The 16,436-nt window shown below is 61.0% G+C and carries 16 protein-coding genes; 10 read left to right on the top strand and 6 right to left on the bottom strand.

The genetic code is table 11. The features are described 5' to 3' along the window. Positions 1–40: 40 nt before the first annotated feature. Entirely contained in the window at positions 41–547 is a 507-nt protein-coding gene (gene def, locus ACM6HV_RS07380; protein WP_027610272.1) for a peptide deformylase, read from the bottom strand. A 159-nt stretch (positions 548–706) separates the two neighbouring features. Here def and ACM6HV_RS07375 point away from each other — a divergent pair, with 159 nt between their 5' ends. The 4 genes from ACM6HV_RS07375 (at position 707) to ACM6HV_RS07360 (ending at position 4,440) form a co-directional block, all read left to right on the top strand. Then, positions 707–1,732, top strand: coding sequence for a LysM peptidoglycan-binding domain-containing protein (locus ACM6HV_RS07375; RefSeq protein WP_414903859.1), 1,026 nt, complete (start codon positions 707–709; stop codon positions 1,730–1,732). A 79-nt stretch (positions 1,733–1,811) separates the two neighbouring features. After that, positions 1,812–2,912, top strand: a complete 1,101-nt coding sequence (gene dprA, locus ACM6HV_RS07370) for a DNA-processing protein DprA (protein WP_414903858.1) — start codon at positions 1,812–1,814, stop codon at positions 2,910–2,912. A gap of 55 nt (positions 2,913–2,967) precedes the next feature. Then, on the top strand, positions 2,968–3,525 hold the full coding sequence (locus tag ACM6HV_RS07365) for an L-threonylcarbamoyladenylate synthase (RefSeq protein WP_007962683.1): 558 nt from the start codon (positions 2,968–2,970) through the stop codon (positions 3,523–3,525). 240 nt (positions 3,526–3,765) lie between these two features. Further along, positions 3,766–4,440: a hypothetical protein gene (locus ACM6HV_RS07360; RefSeq protein WP_414903857.1), complete on the top strand. Its 675-nt coding sequence runs from the start codon at positions 3,766–3,768 to the stop codon at positions 4,438–4,440. Between the two features lie 65 nt (positions 4,441–4,505). Here the strand turns inward: ACM6HV_RS07360 and ACM6HV_RS07355 are convergent, their stop codons facing one another. Then, complete coding sequence (locus ACM6HV_RS07355) at positions 4,506–5,483, bottom strand: NADPH:quinone reductase (protein WP_145593870.1); 978 nt, start codon at positions 5,481–5,483, stop codon at positions 4,506–4,508. A gap of 163 nt (positions 5,484–5,646) precedes the next feature. Here ACM6HV_RS07355 and hemF point away from each other — a divergent pair, with 163 nt between their 5' ends. Together hemF and aroE are read left to right on the top strand one after the other, a co-directional pair. Continuing rightward, positions 5,647–6,561 (top strand): oxygen-dependent coproporphyrinogen oxidase, encoded by a 915-nt coding sequence (gene hemF / locus ACM6HV_RS07350; protein ID WP_108181241.1) that lies wholly within the window; start codon positions 5,647–5,649, stop codon positions 6,559–6,561. 9 nt (positions 6,562–6,570) lie between these two features. After that, complete coding sequence (gene aroE / locus ACM6HV_RS07345; RefSeq protein WP_414903856.1) at positions 6,571–7,392, top strand: shikimate dehydrogenase; 822 nt, start codon at positions 6,571–6,573, stop codon at positions 7,390–7,392. Positions 7,393–7,517: 125 nt separating this feature from the next. Here the strand turns inward: aroE and ACM6HV_RS07340 are convergent, their stop codons facing one another. The 3 genes from ACM6HV_RS07340 to betC all read right to left on the bottom strand — a co-directional run bounded on the left by ACM6HV_RS07340 (position 7,518) and on the right by betC (position 11,743). Next, positions 7,518–9,086, bottom strand: coding sequence for a SulP family inorganic anion transporter (locus ACM6HV_RS07340; protein WP_145593874.1), 1,569 nt, complete (start codon positions 9,084–9,086; stop codon positions 7,518–7,520). A 206-nt stretch (positions 9,087–9,292) separates the two neighbouring features. Further along, complete coding sequence (choX, locus tag ACM6HV_RS07335) at positions 9,293–10,213, bottom strand: choline ABC transporter substrate-binding protein (protein ID WP_414903855.1); 921 nt, start codon at positions 10,211–10,213, stop codon at positions 9,293–9,295. Positions 10,214–10,228: 15 nt separating this feature from the next. Continuing rightward, on the bottom strand, positions 10,229–11,743 hold the full coding sequence (gene betC, locus ACM6HV_RS07330) for a choline-sulfatase (RefSeq protein ID WP_414903854.1): 1,515 nt from the start codon (positions 11,741–11,743) through the stop codon (positions 10,229–10,231). Positions 11,744–11,857: 114 nt separating this feature from the next. Between betC and ACM6HV_RS07325 the strand changes: the two genes are divergently transcribed. Next, positions 11,858–12,808 (top strand): choline sulfate utilization transcriptional regulator, encoded by a 951-nt coding sequence (locus ACM6HV_RS07325; protein WP_414903853.1) that lies wholly within the window; start codon positions 11,858–11,860, stop codon positions 12,806–12,808. A 46-nt stretch (positions 12,809–12,854) separates the two neighbouring features. Here ACM6HV_RS07325 and ACM6HV_RS07320 read toward each other — a convergent pair whose 3' ends face one another. Further along, positions 12,855–13,520 (bottom strand): NAD(P)-dependent oxidoreductase, encoded by a 666-nt coding sequence (locus ACM6HV_RS07320; RefSeq protein WP_414903852.1) that lies wholly within the window; start codon positions 13,518–13,520, stop codon positions 12,855–12,857. An 83-nt stretch (positions 13,521–13,603) separates the two neighbouring features. On the opposite strand from ACM6HV_RS07320, the gene ACM6HV_RS07315 reads away from it, so the two are divergent. From ACM6HV_RS07315 to ACM6HV_RS07305, 3 genes are all read left to right on the top strand, one after another. Continuing rightward, positions 13,604–13,948 (top strand): DOPA 4,5-dioxygenase family protein, encoded by a 345-nt coding sequence (locus ACM6HV_RS07315; RefSeq protein ID WP_041073644.1) that lies wholly within the window; start codon positions 13,604–13,606, stop codon positions 13,946–13,948. 227 nt (positions 13,949–14,175) lie between these two features. After that, positions 14,176–15,483, top strand: a complete 1,308-nt coding sequence (locus tag ACM6HV_RS07310; protein WP_007954069.1) for a CitMHS family transporter — start codon at positions 14,176–14,178, stop codon at positions 15,481–15,483. Between the two features lie 70 nt (positions 15,484–15,553). Continuing rightward, positions 15,554–16,321 (top strand): TerC family protein, encoded by a 768-nt coding sequence (locus ACM6HV_RS07305; RefSeq protein WP_108181251.1) that lies wholly within the window; start codon positions 15,554–15,556, stop codon positions 16,319–16,321. Positions 16,322–16,436: the final 115 nt, after the last annotated feature.

Raw genomic sequence — 16,436 nt, 5'->3', positions numbered from 1 at the left:
AAGAAAAAGGCTTGCCGCAGCAAGCCTTTGAAGAGGGGCATCAAGCGTTCTGGCGGTGCAGCTTTTCCAGTTTCTTCTTGATCCGGTCGCGTTTGAGCGTGGACAGGTAATCGACGAACAACTTGCCATTGAGGTGGTCGCACTCGTGCTGGATGCACACCGCGAGCAGGCCTTCGGCGATCAGTTCGTAAGGCTGGCCATCGCGGTCCAGTGCCTTGATTTTGACCTTCTGCGGGCGGTCGACGTTTTCGTAGAAGCCCGGCACCGACAGGCAGCCTTCCTGGTATTGATCCATCTCGTCGGTCAGCGATTCGAACTCGGGGTTGATGAACACCCGGGGTTCGGTGCGGTCTTCGGAAAGGTCCATCACGACGATACGTTTGTGCACGTTGACCTGGGTCGCGGCGAGGCCGATGCCCGGCGCTTCATACATTGTTTCAAACATGTCATCGACCAACTGACGCACTTCGTCGTCCACTACAGCCACAGGCTTGGCGATAGTACGCAGACGCGGGTCCGGGAATTCGAGGATGTTTAAAATGGCCATAGGCTGATTGCTGCACGTATTGAGTAAAGTCGGGTCGATGGCCTGGCAGGTCCGAAGATGCAGGCTACCGTTGTGAAGCGTAGCTAATGCAATTTGCAGTAGCGAGCCACGGGGGCTCTGACGGTTCACGCGAACGCACATGATAAAGGGATTCGCTGCATGAGGAAAACACTACTCGCCCTGCTGCTTCTGGCTTCGGCCGCGGCTGCGCAAGGGCAAGTGCAACTCAGGGATGGTTTTCCACAGCAATACACGGTGGTTTCGGGAGACACCCTCTGGGACATTTCCGGCAAATACCTGCGCGAGCCCTGGCAATGGCCACAGCTGTGGCGGGCCAATCCGCAAATTGAAAACCCCAACCTGATCTACCCCGGCGACACGCTGACGCTCAGTTACGTCAACGGCCAGCCGCAACTGACCCTCAAGCGCGGCGAGTCACGGGGCACCATCAAGCTGTCGCCACGCATCCGCACCAGCCCGGTGGCCGAGGCGATTCCGAGCATTCCGCTGAAATCGATCAACAGCTTTCTGCTGAGCAACCGCATCGTCGACAAGGTCGAGGACTTCGACAAGGCGCCGTACATCGTCGCCGGCGATGCCGAGCGCGTGTTGAGCGGCACCGGTGACCGAATCTTCGCCCGCGGGCATTTCGACCCGAATCAGCCGGTGTACGGCATCTTCCGCCAGGGCAAGGTCTATACCGACCCGCAGACCAAGGAGTTCCTGGGGATCAACGCCGACGATATCGGTGGCGGTGAAATCGTCGCTACCGAAGGCGACGTCGCCACCCTCGCCCTGCAACGCACCACTCAGGAAGTGCGTCTGGGCGACCGCCTGTTCAGCGGCGAAGAGCGCTCGGTCAATTCGACCTTCATGCCCAGCGCCCCGAGCACCAACATCAACGGCCTGATCATCGACGTGCCGCGCGGCGTCACGCAGATCGGCGTGATGGACGTGGTCACCCTGAACAAAGGCAAGCGCGACGGCCTCGCCGAAGGCAATGTGCTGGTGGTGATGAAAACCGGGGAAACCGTGCGTGACCGGATCACCGGCCAGCCGCTGAAAATTCCTGACGAACGGGCCGGTCTGCTGATGGTGTTCCGCACCTACGACAAGCTCAGTTACGGCCTCGTACTCAACGCATCACGCTCGTTGGCGGTGCTCGACAAGGTGCGAAATCCTTAGCAGGCTTAACAAGTTACCAACAGAGTTATCCACAGCTTGTTCCGAATGGTTCGGGACTTATAACAGTCAAGGATGATCCATGATGCTGTCTGCCAGTACCTCCATTTCCCCCGCGGAGCTGGAAGCGCGTTTGCGCCTGCACCGCTTGCCGGAAATCGGCCCGAAACGTTTTGCCAAGCTGCTTGAAGCCTTCGGCTCGGCGTCAAAAGCCATCAGTGCGCCAGGCAGTGCCTGGCGTGCGCTGGGTTTGCCGGCGGCGTGCAGTGACGCTCGGCGCAGTTGCGAAGTGCGCGATGGCGCCAGCCATGCATTGCGCTGGCTAGAGCAGCCGCAGCAGCATGTGCTGATGTGGGATCAAGCGGATTATCCGGCGCTGCTGGCGCAGATTCCCGACCCGCCACCGCTGTTGTTTGTGGCCGGCAATCCGCTGATGCTGGAAAAACCGCAACTGGCGATGGTTGGCAGTCGCCGTGCTTCACGTCCGGGCATGGACACCGCCGCAGCGTTTTCCCGTAGCCTGGCCGGGGCCGGTTTTGTCATCACCAGTGGTTTGGCGCTGGGTATCGATGCGGCGGCCCATCAAGCGGCGCTGGACGTCGGCGGACAAACCGTCGGCGTGCTTGGCACGGGACTGGAAAAATTTTATCCACAGCGCAATCGACGCCTTGCCGATGCAATGATCGCCTCCGGCAGCGCGGTGCTTTCAGAGTTTCCCCTGGACGCCGGCCCGACGGCGAGCAATTTTCCCCGACGCAACCGGATCATCAGCGGTCTGTCCCTGGGCGTGCTGGTGGTCGAGGCCAGTGTCGCCAGCGGTTCGCTGATCACCGCGCGACTGGCGGCGGAACAGGGCCGCGAGGTCTATGCGATTCCTGGCTCGATTCACCACCCCGGCGCGCGTGGCTGTCACCAGTTGATCCGCGACGGTGCGGTGCTGGTGGAAACCATCGAACACATCCTCGAAGCCCTGCGCGGCTGGCAGCAGCTGCCGTTATCCACAGAGATGCCGGAGGCCGGACACCCGTTGCTTGCCTTGCTGCATGCAGCGCCGCACACCAGTGAGGCTTTGGCCGACAGCTGTGGCTGGGCGTTGCCCAAAGTGCTGGCGGCGCTGACCGAACTGGAAATGGACGGCCGTGCGGTGTGTGAAAACGGTCGCTGGCTGGCCAGGACACGCTAGGTTTTACAGGGAAGATCGGTAAACTGCGCAAAACCTGTTTGCGGAGAGTTTTTTCATGGTCAACAGTTGGCGTGTGCAACAAGCCGCACGAGAGATTCGCGCCGGGGCGGTGATTGCCTATCCAACCGAAGCCGTCTGGGGGCTGGGTTGCGACCCGTGGAATGAAGAGGCGGTGGATCGACTGCTGGCGATCAAGAACCGTTCGGTGGACAAGGGCCTGATCCTGGTCGCCGACAATATCCGTCAGTTCGACTTCCTGTTCGAAGATTTCCCGCAAGAATGGATCGACCGCATGGCCAGCACCTGGCCGGGGCCGAACACCTGGCTGGTGCCGCATCAGAACCTGTTGCCGGAATGGGTGACGGGCGTGCACGACACCGTGGCTTTGCGGGTCAGCGATCATCCGCAGGTGCGGGATCTGTGCTCGATGGTCGGGCCGTTGATCTCGACTTCGGCCAACCCGCAGGGGCGGCCGGCGGCGCGCACGCGGTTGCGCGTCGAGCAGTATTTCCGTGGGCAGATCGATCTGATCCTCGGCGGCCAACTGGGTGGGCGCAAGAACCCCAGCGTGATCCGCGATCTGGCAACCGGCAAGGTCATTCGTCCCGACTGATCCTGAGTCGAAAACCTTTACCGTGAGTCTTCCTCGCCTGAATGGCGAGGAAGACTACGCGTGCCTGCGATTTATCCTGCAATGACGCTGTTTTCCATGTCGGAAAAGTCGCCAAGTGTCCGTATTCATTGATATTTCCCACTTGATTATCAGACTTTCTGGCGTGGCGGAATTGCCAAAAGCAACCATCCTTTCCCTGCACTTGAAACACTTCGATAAGTTAAGGTCTGCGGAGAAAGAATGGACACTACGAATTTGCAACTCACGGATTACCTGCGGGCGCTTCAGGTGACGTTGAAGAGTCACCATGACGGGTGTCGCATCGTGATGCTTGAGGCGGGGGCGGATACTCAGGAGTTCGACCGGTTTGTCGATCGACAATTTCGGCTTCGGCTGCAGCATTACATGCTGACTTCACGGGCGCGGATGCTCGAAACCAGACTGGCGATAAAGTCGCGCAGTACTCACTTTCTGCTGTATCGCCACGATCAACTGCTGGCGGTATTGAGGGCGACTCCGGCACCGTTCGAATGGGTATCGCTGGCGCAGCAACACGTTTCTCCCACGGCGGCGCTGTCGCGCCATGTCGAATTCAGCCGCTTGATCTCCTACACACCCAATCAGCTACCGATCGCGGTCAATGGTCTGTTGGCAGCCGCTACCGAATGGGCCATCAAACGCGGCTATAAGGGCGTGACCGCGTTGTGCAGATCGCAACAGCTGCGCTTTTACCAGCGTTTCGGGCTGATGCCGATCGCCTCCAACGCACTGCACATCGAACAGCGCGCACGCGGCGATTACTGGGTGGTGTCAGCCGAATGGCGGCAAATCCTCGCGGCGGTTCAACCGCCGGATCACGCGACGGTTGGCCATTTGGTGCAGAAACCGTTGGAGTGTCATCTGCCGAGGTGTTGAACGCGTTCGAACGGTGTTGCCAGCCAGGGCGTTACAACCCTGACTGGCAAGCCACCGAAGGTGGATCAGGGCAGCAGGATGGTCGAGCCGGTGGTGCGTCGCGCCGACAGTTCGGTCTGCGCCTTCGCCGCATCAGCCAGTGAATAGCGCTGGCTGATGTCGACCTTGAGCTTGCCGCTGATGATCATCTCGAACAGCTCGTCGGCCATGCGCTGCAGGTTCTCGGCGTTGTTGGCGTAGGTCGCCAGGGTTGGCCGGGTCACGTACAACGAACCCTTTGCCGCGAGAATCCCCAGATTGACCCCGTCCACTGCACCGGAGGCGTTGCCGAAACTCACCACCAGTCCGCGCGGCGAGACGCTGTCGAGCGATGTCAGCCAGGTGTCCTTGCCGACGCCGTCGTACACCACCGGGACTTTCTGGCCATCGGTCAGCTCCAGCACCCGCTCTGCCACGTTTTCGTGGCTGTAATCGATGGTCGCCCAGGCGCCGTTGGCCTTGGCCAGTTCGGCTTTTTCCTTCGAGCTGACCGTACCGATCAGTTTCACGCCCAGCGCCTTGGCCCATTGGCAGGCCAGCGAACCGACACCCCCGGCAGCAGCGTGGAACAGAATGGTTTCGCCGCCCTTGAGTTCATAGGTCTGGCGCAGCAGATACTGTACGGTGAGGCCCTTGAGCATGACCCCGGCAGCGGTCTCGAAGCTGATCTCGTCCGGCAGCTTCACCAGATTGGCTTCGGGCAGGGTGTGCAACTCGCTGTAGGCACCCAACGGGCCGCTGCCGTAGGCGACGCGGTCGCCGACCTTGAACCGGGTGACGTCGCTGCCCACCGCATCGACGATACCGGCACCTTCCGCGCCCAGGCCGGACGGCAAGGCTGGCGGGGCATACAGACCGCTGCGGTAATAGGTGTCGATGAAGTTCAGGCCGATCGCCTTGTTGGCCACCCGCACCTGATTCGGGCCGGGCGCGGCGGGCTGGTAGTCAACATACTCGAGCACTTCGGGACCGCCATGGGCACGGAACTGGATACGCTTTGCCATCTGCCTGCTCTCCTTGGGTCGTTTGTAAGCCCCCTATCCAACTCCCCTGCTTGATCTTCGTCAACTGCGGCACGCTTGCCTGCGGTGTTATGCTACGCGCCCATTTGCGCCGCCCCCTGCCTGCGGGGCGTGCGCGTAGTTATGCCCGATTCAAGGTGAAGCCATGACGACCCGCACCGACGCCGTAAAGGCCTATCTGCTCGACCTGCAAGACCGCATCTGCGCCGCGCTGGAAACCGAGGACGGCGGCACGCGCTTCGTCGAAGACGCCTGGACCCGGCCTGCCGGTGGTGGCGGTCGTACCCGCGTGATCGAGAACGGTGCGGTGATCGAAAAGGGTGGCGTCAACTTTTCCCACGTGTTCGGCAGCGGTCTGCCGCCGTCGGCCAGCGCCCATCGTCCGGAACTGGCCGGTCGCGGTTTCGAAGCCCTCGGCGTATCGCTGGTGATCCACCCGCACAATCCACATGTGCCAACATCCCACGCTAACGTGCGCTTTTTCATCGCCGAGAAGGAAGGTGAAGAACCCGTCTGGTGGTTCGGCGGCGGCTTCGACCTGACCCCGTATTACGGCAACGAAGAAGACTGCATCCACTGGCACCGCGTCGCCGAGCAAGCCTGCGCGCCGTTCGGGGCGGACGTCTATCCGCGTTACAAGGCGTGGTGCGACACCTACTTCCACATCAAGCATCGCCACGAACCGCGGGGCATCGGCGGCCTGTTTTTCGATGACCTGAACGAGTGGGACTTCGACACCAGTTTCGCCTTCATGCGCGCCATCGGTGACGCCTACATCGACGCTTACCTGCCAATCGTGCAGCGCCGCAAGCACGAGGCGTTCAGCGCCAAACAGCGTGAATTCCAGGAATTCCGCCGTGGCCGTTACGTCGAGTTCAACCTGGTTTACGACCGTGGCACGCTGTTCGGCCTGCAATCGGGCGGGCGTACCGAGTCGATTCTCATGTCGCTGCCGCCGCAAGTGCGCTGGGCCTATGACTTCAAGGCCGAGCCCGGTAGCGAGGAAGCGCGCCTGACCGACTACTTCCTGCAAGACCGCGACTGGCTGGCCCAGGCCTGAGGACTGTTGATGGATCGTTACGTCGTTTTCGGTAACCCGATCGGCCACAGCAAGTCGCCGATGATTCACAAACTGTTCGCCGAACAGACCGGGCAGCGCCTGGACTACAACACCCTGCTGGCGCCGCTGGACGGCTTCAGTGCCTGCGCCACGGCGTTCTTCCAGGAAGGTCGTGGCGCCAACGTCACCGTGCCGTTCAAGGAAGAGGCCTATCGTCTGGCGAACAGCCTGACCGCCCGTGCACAACGCGCTGGTGCGGTGAACACCTTGAGCAAACTGGCCGACGGTTCGCTGCTGGGCGACAACACCGACGGCGCCGGCCTGGTCCGTGACCTGACGGTGAATGCCGGGTTCAGCCTGACCGGCAAGCGCATTCTGCTGCTCGGCGCTGGCGGCGCGGTGCGTGGCGCGCTGGAGCCGTTGCTGGCGGAAAAACCGGCGTCGGTGATCATCGCCAATCGTACGGTGGACAAAGCCGAGCTGCTGGCGGAGTTGTTCTGTGATCTGGGGCCGGTGTCGGCCAGTGGTTTCGACTGGTTGCAGGAGCCGGTGGACGTGATCATCAACGCCACCTCCGCCAGCCTCACCGGCGACGTGCCACCGATTGCAGCAAGCTTGATCGAGCCGGGCCAGACCCTGTGCTACGACATGATGTACGGCAAGGAACCGACCGCGTTCTGCCGTTGGGCCAGCGAGCATGGCGCGGCGGTGTCGATGGATGGTCTGGGGATGCTGGCTGAACAGGCTGCCGAGGCGTTTTTCCTGTGGCGCGGAGTGCGTCCGGATACGGCGCCGGTATTGGCCGAGCTGCGTCGTCAGTTGGCGCAATAACAGAGCCTTTGTGGCGAGGGAGCCTGCTCCCGCTCGGGTGCGAAGCGCCCTCCATCGGGTTTGGGCAGCTGCGCAGCCAGCGGGAGCAAGCTCCCTCGCCACAGAGGTCTGGTATGGCCGACAGGTCAGTCCTCAAACCGGATCGGGCATTTCTCCGGCCCTTCCAGCTTGCGCAACTCCTCCACCACCTGCGGCCGCGCCCGGCGCAGGGTCAGACTGCGATCCTGACGCAGCAGGCGCCGCGCCTCCTGATGCAGCATCTCCACCCCCGAATAATCGATGAAGTTGATCTGCTGCGCTTCGATCACCACCCGCGCGCCATGCAGCCGTTGCAGGCGCACTTGCAGGTAATGGCTGGCGCCAAAGAAGATCGAGCCGCCGACCCGCAGCACGTCCTCCTCGCCCTCGCGCCAATGCTGCACCCGCGGTTGCGAAGTGCGTTTGAGGTAGAAGAACAGCGACGCCAGCACCCCGGCGTAGATTGCCGTCTGCAATTCCAGCAGCAGCGTGGCAAGGCAGGTCAGCGCCATGACCACGAACTCGGCGCGGCTGACGCGCAGCAATGAGCGGATCCCGCGATGATCCACCAAACCCCAGGCAATCAGCAGAATGCTCCCGGCCATGGCCGGGATGGGGATGTGCGAAATCAGCCCGGCGCCGAAAATCGCGAACAGCGCGACCCAGATTGCCGAAAACACCCCGGCCAGCGGCGAGCAGGCACCCGCTTCGTAACTCAGGCCCGAGCGGGTGAACGAGCCGGCTGACAGCGATCCGGAAAAGAAAGACCCGACAATGTTCGATAAACCCTGCGCGCGGACTTCCTGATTGGCATCGAGCAACTGCTGCGAACGCGCGGCAATCGAACGGGCAATCGACAGGCTGGTGACCAGCCCGAGCATGCCCACCGCCACGGCGCTCGGCAGCAAGCGCAGGATCAGATCCAGATCCAGTGGCAAGCCACTGAACGGCGGCAAGCGCCCGACAAAGGCGCTGACCCGATGTACATGGCCGAACATTGATGGCCACAGCCACACCAGCAGGCTGGCCAACACCAACGTAATCAACAATGTCGGCCAGCGCGGCAGCAGTTGTTTCAGCACCACGCCAACCACCACGGTGGCCAGGCCGAGCAGCAAAGAGGGTTTATCCACAGCTCTGAGGTGGTTCAGCAAATCCATCAGACTGGCCAGCGCCGTGGCTTTGGCCGGCAGGTCCAGCCCCAGCAGATTGGGTAACTGGCCGATGGCAATCACGACTGCCGCGCCGAGGGTGAAACCGAGCACCACTGAATGCGAGACAAAATTCACCAAAGCGCCGAAGCGCAGCAACCCCAGCAGCCACTGAAAAATTCCCGCAAGGAAGGTCAGCAACAGGATCAGCGTGATGTAGTCCTGCGACGCGGGCACGGCCAAGGGACTGACGCTGGCATACAGCACAATCGAGATCGCTGCGGTTGGGCCGCAAATCAGATGCCACGACGAACCCCACAGACAGGCGATCAGCACCGGGATGATCGCGGCGTAGAGGCCGTATTCCGGGGGCAGGCCGGCGATCAGCGCGTAGGCGATTGACTGCGGTAGCGCGAGAATGGCACCGCTGAGGCCAACGACCAGATCCCGGCCGACACTGGCGCGGGTTTGCCGCGGCAGCCAGGTCAGGAAGGGGAAGAGTGAGTGGCGACTGGGCAGGGCCATGGGGCCTCGTGGTGTGTGGGTTTCAGGTAAAGCCTAACAGGACAGTACGGTCATTGTGGTGAGGGGATTTATCCCCGATGGGCTGCGAAGCAGTCCTGAATCCACTAGTCGCGGTAGATCTGACATACCGTGAATTCAGATTAAAGGGCCGCTTTGCGGCCCATCGGGGATAAATCCCCTCACTACAAGAAGCGGGTTGGACTGGATCAGAGTTTGGCCTTCACCGCTGGCAAAGCATCCTTGCCATCCACGGTCTTCACCCCCTCCAGCCACTTGTCCAGCACCGCCGGATTGGCCTTGATCCATGCCTTTACCGCTTCGGTATTGCTGACTTTCTTGTTCACCACCTCGGCCATGATGCTGTTCTCCATGTCCTGGGTGAACGACAGGTTGGTCAGCAACTTGCCCACGTTCGGGCAAGCCTCGGCGTAGCTCTTGCGCGTCAGGGTGTAGACGCTGCCGGTGTCGCCGAAATACTTCTCGCCGCCTTTGAGGTAATGCATCTTCAACTGCACGTTCATCGGGTGCGGGGTCCAGCCGAGGAAGGTGACGAATTTCTGCTTTTTCACTGCCCGCGATACTTCAGCGAGCATCGCCTGCTCGCTGGACTCGATCAGCTTCCACTGGCCGAGGTCGAAGTCGTTCTTCTTGATGATTTCCTGCAGCGAAATGTTCGCGGGTGCACCGGAGCCGATGCCGTAGATTTTCTTCTCGAATTTGTCGGCGTGTTTGTTCAGGTCGGCAAAGTTATGCACACCGGCGTCCCACACATAATCCGGGACAGCCAGGGTGAATTCGGTGCCGTCGAGGTTCTTCGCCAGTTGCGTGACGTCGCCGGTGGCGACGAACTTGTCGTAGAAGCCCTGCTGCGCCGGCATCCAGTTGCCGAGAAAGACATCCACCTGGCCGTCCTTCAGACCGCCGAAGGTGATCGGCACTGCGAGGGTGTCGACCTTGGCCTTGTAGCCCATGCCGTCCAGCAGAAACCCGGTGATGGCGTTGGTCGCGGCGATGTCACTCCAACCCGGGTCGGCCATTTTCACCGTTTCGCAGCTTTGCTCGGCAAATGCCGAGGCGCTGCCCAGAGCCAGCAGGCCTATCGTCAGTGCTGTGGATAACTTGCGCATGGACTTCCCCTTACATTATTGGTTTTGGCAGGGTTGTGGATAACGGGCCTTGCGTTCCAGATCGTCGAGGTCGATGTGGTTACGCATGTACTGCTGACTGGCATCCACCAGCGGCTGGTGATCCCAGCTCTTCAGCTTGCCGATGGTCAGGGCATCGGCGACAAAACGACGGCGGCGCTGGCTGGCGAGGACCTCGCGGTGGATGGCCGGCATGTCCCACTTGGCCCGCGCTTCGGCGAGAAAATCGGCGAACAGTTGGCGATGTTGTGGCGACTGGCTGAGTTCTTCGAGTTCACGCGGATCGTTGTGTACATCAAAGAGTAGGCACGGGTCGCTTTCGCTGTAGATAAATTTGTAGGCGCCGCGGCGGATCATCATCAGCGGGCTGACCGTGCCTTCGGCCATGTATTCGCCGAACACTTCGTCATGCCCGCCCTGCCCTTGCAGATGCGGCACCAAGGAGCGGCCGTCCAGCGGCAGATTCGGTTCCAGGCTGCCGCCGGCCAGTTCGACGAAGGTCGGCAACAGGTCGGCGGTGGAGACGGCAGAGCTGACACGGCCCGATTTGAACTGGCCGGGTGCACTTATCAACAGGGGCACGCGAGCGGCCATATCGAACCAGTGCATTTTGTACCAGAGGCCCTTCTCTCCCAGCATGTCGCCATGGTCGCCGGAGAAGACGATGACGGTGTCTTCCATCAGTCCACAATCTTCGAGGGTTTGCAGGAGTTTGCCGACGTTGGCATCGATATAGCTGCAAGCACCGAAGTATGCGTGTCGCGCGTCGCGGATTTTATCCACAGGCAGTGGCTTGTCCCACAGGTCGTAGACCTTGAGCAGGCGTTGCGAGTGTGGATCAAGGGAATGTTGATCAGGCGTCGTTGGAAGCGGGATATCCGCATCGTCGTACATATCCCAGAACGCCTTGGGAATGGTGTACGGGTCGTGTGGGTGCGTCATCGACACGGTCAGGCAGAACGGTTGGTCGCCGTCCTCGCGAATGTGGTCGAACAGGTATTGCTGGGCCTTGAACACCACCTCTTCGTCGAAGTCGAGCTGATTGGTGCGCACGCACGGCCCGGCCTGCAACACCGACGACATGTTGTGATACCAGCTCGGGCGCACGTCCGGTTCGTCCCAGTTCACCGCCCAGCCGTAGTCGGCCGGGTAGATGTCGCTGGTCAGACGCTCTTCGTAGCCGTGCAATTGGTCCGGGCCGCAGAAATGCATCTTGCCTGACAGCGCGGTGCGGTAGCCGAGGCGGCGCAGGTAGTGGGCGTAAGTCGGAATGTCGGCGGGGAAATCGGCGGCGTTATCGTAGGCGCCGATCTTGCTCGGCAGTTGGCCACTGACCAGGGTGAAACGCGACGGCGCGCACAGCGGGCTGTTGCAGTAAGCGGCATCGAACACCACGCCCTGAGTGGCGAGGCGCGAAAGATTCGGCAGTTTGATCGGCGACGGGCCGTAGATCGGCAACATTGGCGCGGCCATTTGATCGGCCATGATGAAAAGAATGTTCTTGCGCTTCATGTGATCGCGGCATTCCATAGTGAATAGTTATGCGACATTGCTGCGATCGAGCATGGAGTCCATGCTCTGTCGGGTAAAGCCCGCCCCGGACAATGACTAGGATAAGCACAGCTTATGTATGAAGCCCTCGGCAATCTGTCTCTCGACCTGTTGCGCGCTTTCGAAGCGGCGGCCCGTCATCGCAGTTTTACTGCGGCGGCGGTTGAGCTGGGCACCACGCAGCCAGCGATCAGCCAGCAGATCAAGCGCCTGGAAGAACAGCTGGGAGCACGACTGTTTGACCGGATCTATCGTGGCATCGAACTGACCGAGGGCGGCGCGATTCTGTTCGAGCAGGTTCAGCTCGGTTTGCAGAATATCGACGCAGGATTGAGTGCGATCAGCACGCAGCAACAACACGAGGTATTGCAAGTCGCCACCGATTTCGCTTTCGCCGCCTACTGGCTGATGCCGCGCCTGCACCGCTTCCACGAAGCCAACCCGAACGTCGATGTCAGCCTGGTCACCAGCGAGCGCAACCACAACATGCTGCGCACCGACATCGACGTGGCGGTGCTGTTTGGTGACGGCCGATTCAAACAGGGCGAAAGCCATTGGCTGTTCAGCGAAGAAGTGTTCCCGGTGTGCAGCCCGCAACTGCTCAAGGAACGCGCCCTGCCCTTGCCTGCCCAGACGTTGCTGGAGTTCCCGCTGCTGCATCTGCGCGGGGAAAACAGCAGCAACTGGTTTGACTGGAGCGGGCTGTTTCGCGAACTCGGCATCAGTACCCCGCCGGCACCGGGGCAATTGCGCTTCGACAACTACACGCTGTTGATTCAAGCGGCGATTGGCGGCCAAGGCGTGGCCATCGGCTGGCGCCACCTTGTGGATAACTTGCTGACCCAGGGCTTGCTGTGTCGGCCGATCGCCGAGACCACGTTGTCGCGCCTGGGTTATTACGTGGTGCTGCCGCAGCGCAAACGCCGGGGCGCGTTGATTCAGCAATTTGTCGACTGGTTGATGGCCGAACAGGCCAGTAGCGCCGAATCCCTTGCCGGGGTGGCATTGCCATCGATTGCGGTTTGAACATCAAAAGCAACTCCCTGTAGGAGCTGCCGCAGGCTGCGATCTTTTACGTACCCGACGTCGCCACAAAATTCACATGCTGCCCCACATGCAGGTTCAGCCGCAGCTCATCGGCAATCCCCACCGCGACCCGGTTCAGCCGTTCCAGCGGCTCCGCCAGCCCCGGCTCGAGATTGCCGCCGACCTGACTGAAATGCTCGATGGTCAGCCCCGCCACGCCGTGAGGCGCGTTCACCAGCGTCCACTGCAACGGACTGCTTTGCAGGGCCTCGCGGATTTCTTCGGCAGCGTGGCGTTGCAGGCCGTCGTCCAGATCCGGTTCGTCGAGCACGGCAAAATTCCCCACCAGAAACAGCCGTGAAACATTGGCTGCTTGCAGGCCGTCGACCAACGCATCGACTGCCAGCACTTGTTCCACCGGTCCAAGCACCACGGACCTTTCCACATGGTCGCTGTTGAACGGCAAGCCCGGTGCATCAAGCAGACAGATCACTGCCGAGCTGCCCGCTACGCTTTGCTTGACCCGCTCGGCATCGAACAAATCGCCGCTTTTGGTGCGCAGCCCGGGACGTGGCGCGAGTACGTTCAAATCGTCGAGAATCGTGATGACTTCGTGCTGGCGTCGCAGCAACTCAGCCATCAACGCACCGCCCAGGCTGGCCATGGCACCATAGAGCACCACTTTCACCGTCGGGGTTTCGGCATTTTTCATGGCTGATCCTTTTTATAATCCCTTGTATGGCGTGTGACATATGGGCACCGCCCAGGGTTCGAACCGATTTCCGAGGGTTTCAGATGCCAGCGATCAAGGGCTACCACGCCCACGTCTATTTCGATGCCGATACCATCGATCAGGCACGCGCGTTGTGTGAGCAAGCCGCGCAGTTGTTTCCATTGAAGATGGGCCGCGTCCATGAACGCCCGGTCGGCCCGCACCCTGACTGGAGCTGCCAGCTGGCCTTCGGTCCGCAGATGATCGGCGAGGTATTGCCGTGGCTGGCGCTCAATCGCAAGGGCCTGGTGGTGTTCCTTCACCCCGACACCGGTGACGATTTGCTCGATCACACCGAGCACGCAATCTGGATGGGCGCGATGCGACCGCTTGACCTGTCTGTTTTCCGGTCAACGAAAGGTAGCTGAAAGGTTGCCCGATTAGGATCGCCGCCACTACCGGCAACAGACCGGTTGGCCGATGCGTGTGATCGCTCGCACGCAAGGCCCAATTAACAACAACAATGGTGATTCTGATGTCCTCTGTAGCCCGCCTTCTCGCTGAAACTCCGCCCGTACGTCCCGTGCTTCCCGTTCTGCGCTGATCCCCTGCGATCCGCTCACTCAATTAGCCGCGCTACGCCTGGAGTAATCCCATGCTGACTTTCCTTGGCTTCGCCATGGTCATCACGTTCATGTTCCTGATCATGACCAAGCGCCTGTCTGCGCTGATCGCCCTGATCATCATTCCGATCCTGTTCGCCCTGTTCGGTGGTTTCGCGCCGAAGATCGGCCCGATGATGCTCGAAGGCATTACCAAGCTTGCGCCGACCGGCGTGATGCTGATGTTCGCCATTCTGTACTTCGCCCTGATGATCGACTCCGGCCTGTTCGACCCGGCCGTGCGCAAGATCCTCAAACTGGTCAAGGGCGACCCGTTGAAAGTTTCGGTCGGTACCGCCGTGCTGGCGCTCGTCGTCTCCCTCGATGGTGACGGCGCGACCACTTACATGATCTGCGTGGCCGCCATGCTGCCGCTGTACAGCCGCATCGGCATGAGCCCGCGGATCATGGCCGGTCTGATCATCCTTGCCGGTGGCGTGATGAACATGACCCCGTGGGGTGGCCCGACCGCTCGCGCCGCCAGTGCGCTGCACGTCGACCCGTCGGACATCTTCGTGCCGATGATCCCGGCGATGGCTGCCGGTGTGGTGGCGATCCTGATCATTGCCTACTTCTACGGCAAACGTGAGCGTGCGCGTCTGGGCGAGCTGCACCTGATCGGCGACGAGATCGATCACAGCGAAATCAGCGTGTCGCAGTTCCCCGATGCCCGTCGTCCGAAGCTGATCTGGTTCAACGGCCTGCTGACCCTGGCGCTGATGTGCACCCTGATCGCCGGCCTGTTGCCGCTGCCGGTGCTGTTCATGGTGGCGTTCAGCATCGCGATGATCGTCAACTACCCGTGCCTGCAAATGCAGAAGGACCGCGTGGCGGCCCACGCCGGCAGCGTGCTGTCGGTGGTCAGTCTGATTTTCGCTGCGGGCATCTTCACCGGTATCCTGTCCGGAACCGGCATGGTCGACGCCATGTCGAAAAGTCTGTTGGCGGTGATCCCGGACTTCCTCGGGCCCTATCTCGCGGTAATCACGGCGCTGGTGAGCATGCCGTTCACCTTCTTCATGTCGAACGACGCGTTCTACTACGGTGTGTTGCCAGTGCTCTCCGAAGCGGCCAGCCATTACGGCATCACCGCGGTGGAAATGGCCCGTGCCTCGATCGTCGGTCAGCCCGTCCACTTGCTCAGCCCGCTGGTGCCGTCGACGTACCTGCTGGTGGCGCTGGCCGGTATCGAGTTCGGTGACCACCAGCGTTTCACTCTGAAGTGGGCAGTGCTGGTCTGCCTGTGCATACTAGTGGCCGCCTTGCTGCTGGGGACTTTCCCGCTGTTCAGCACGTTGTAACGGCATTCACTCACCATGACGCCAGCTGCTTGCTGGCGTCATGGTTTAACACTCGCTCAAAGGAATACACATGGATTGGCTGACCAACCCCGAAATCTGGGTTGCCTTCTTTACCCTGACCGCCCTGGAAATCGTTCTGGGCATCGATAACATCATCATGATTTCGATCCTGGTCAGCCGCATGCCCAAGCACATGCAGCAGCGCACGCGGATCTTCGGCCTGGGTCTGGCGATGATCACGCGGATCCTGTTGCTGCTGTCGATCACCTGGGTCATGCGCCTCACCGCCGACCTGTTCGTGGTGTTCGGCCAGGGCATTTCCGGGCGCGACCTGATCCTGTTCTTCGGTGGCCTGTTCCTGCTGTGGAAGAGCTCGCAGGAGATGTACCACGCGCTCGAAGGCGAAGACGAAAGCGGCGACGAGCCTTCGGGCAAGGGCGGCAATTTCCTCTACACCATCATCCAGATCGCGATCATCGACATCGTGTTCTCGCTGGATTCGGTGATCACCGCCGTCGGCATGGTCTCCCATGTACCGGTGATGGTCGCGGCAATCGTCGTCGCCGTGCTGGTGATGATGGCGGCCTCGGGCAAGATCAGCGAATTTATCGACAAGCACCCGTCGCTGAAGATGCTGGCGCTGTCGTTCCTGCTGGTGGTCGGTACCGTGCTGATCGCCGAGTCGTTCGACGTACACGTGCCGAAAGGCTACGTCTACTTCGCCATGGCGTTCTCGCTGGCGGTGGAAGCGATCAACATCAAGATGCGCACCGCGATCGCCAGGAAGAAAAAACAGCAGGACCCGGTGAAGCTGCGCAAGGATATTCCGGGGCAATAACCCGGTAGTCCTGAATCACGCAACACCCCTGTGGGAGCGAGCCTGCTCGCGAAGACGGAGTGTCAGTCGACAACAATGTTGGCTGATCCACCGCTTTCGCGAGCAGGCTCGCTCC

The sequence above is a fragment of the Pseudomonas sp. IT-P260 genome (genome assembly GCF_949768395.1).
GTDB classification, from domain to species: domain Bacteria; phylum Pseudomonadota; class Gammaproteobacteria; order Pseudomonadales; family Pseudomonadaceae; genus Aquipseudomonas; species Aquipseudomonas parakoreensis.
This window is presented reverse-complemented; position numbering and strand designations above follow the sequence as displayed.

Excerpts from the sequence above, each read along its gene's own strand:
- def (WP_027610272.1), bottom strand. The coding sequence starts at position 547 with ATGGCCATTTTAAACATCCTCGAATTCCCGGACCCGCGTCTGCGTACT.
- ACM6HV_RS07375 (WP_414903859.1), top strand. The coding sequence starts at position 707 with ATGAGGAAAACACTACTCGCCCTGCTGCTTCTGGCTTCGGCCGCGGCT.
- dprA (WP_414903858.1), top strand. The coding sequence starts at position 1,812 with ATGATGCTGTCTGCCAGTACCTCCATTTCCCCCGCGGAGCTGGAAGCG.
- ACM6HV_RS07365 (WP_007962683.1), top strand. The coding sequence starts at position 2,968 with ATGGTCAACAGTTGGCGTGTGCAACAAGCCGCACGAGAGATTCGCGCC.
- ACM6HV_RS07360 (WP_414903857.1), top strand. The coding sequence starts at position 3,766 with ATGGACACTACGAATTTGCAACTCACGGATTACCTGCGGGCGCTTCAG.
- ACM6HV_RS07355 (WP_145593870.1), bottom strand. The coding sequence starts at position 5,483 with ATGGCAAAGCGTATCCAGTTCCGTGCCCATGGCGGTCCCGAAGTGCTC.
- hemF (WP_108181241.1), top strand. The coding sequence starts at position 5,647 with ATGACGACCCGCACCGACGCCGTAAAGGCCTATCTGCTCGACCTGCAA.
- aroE (WP_414903856.1), top strand. The coding sequence starts at position 6,571 with ATGGATCGTTACGTCGTTTTCGGTAACCCGATCGGCCACAGCAAGTCG.
- ACM6HV_RS07340 (WP_145593874.1), bottom strand. The coding sequence starts at position 9,086 with ATGGCCCTGCCCAGTCGCCACTCACTCTTCCCCTTCCTGACCTGGCTG.
- choX (WP_414903855.1), bottom strand. The coding sequence starts at position 10,213 with ATGCGCAAGTTATCCACAGCACTGACGATAGGCCTGCTGGCTCTGGGC.
- betC (WP_414903854.1), bottom strand. The coding sequence starts at position 11,743 with ATGAAGCGCAAGAACATTCTTTTCATCATGGCCGATCAAATGGCCGCG.
- ACM6HV_RS07325 (WP_414903853.1), top strand. The coding sequence starts at position 11,858 with ATGTATGAAGCCCTCGGCAATCTGTCTCTCGACCTGTTGCGCGCTTTC.
- ACM6HV_RS07320 (WP_414903852.1), bottom strand. The coding sequence starts at position 13,520 with ATGAAAAATGCCGAAACCCCGACGGTGAAAGTGGTGCTCTATGGTGCC.
- ACM6HV_RS07315 (WP_041073644.1), top strand. The coding sequence starts at position 13,604 with ATGCCAGCGATCAAGGGCTACCACGCCCACGTCTATTTCGATGCCGAT.
- ACM6HV_RS07310 (WP_007954069.1), top strand. The coding sequence starts at position 14,176 with ATGCTGACTTTCCTTGGCTTCGCCATGGTCATCACGTTCATGTTCCTG.
- ACM6HV_RS07305 (WP_108181251.1), top strand. The coding sequence starts at position 15,554 with ATGGATTGGCTGACCAACCCCGAAATCTGGGTTGCCTTCTTTACCCTG.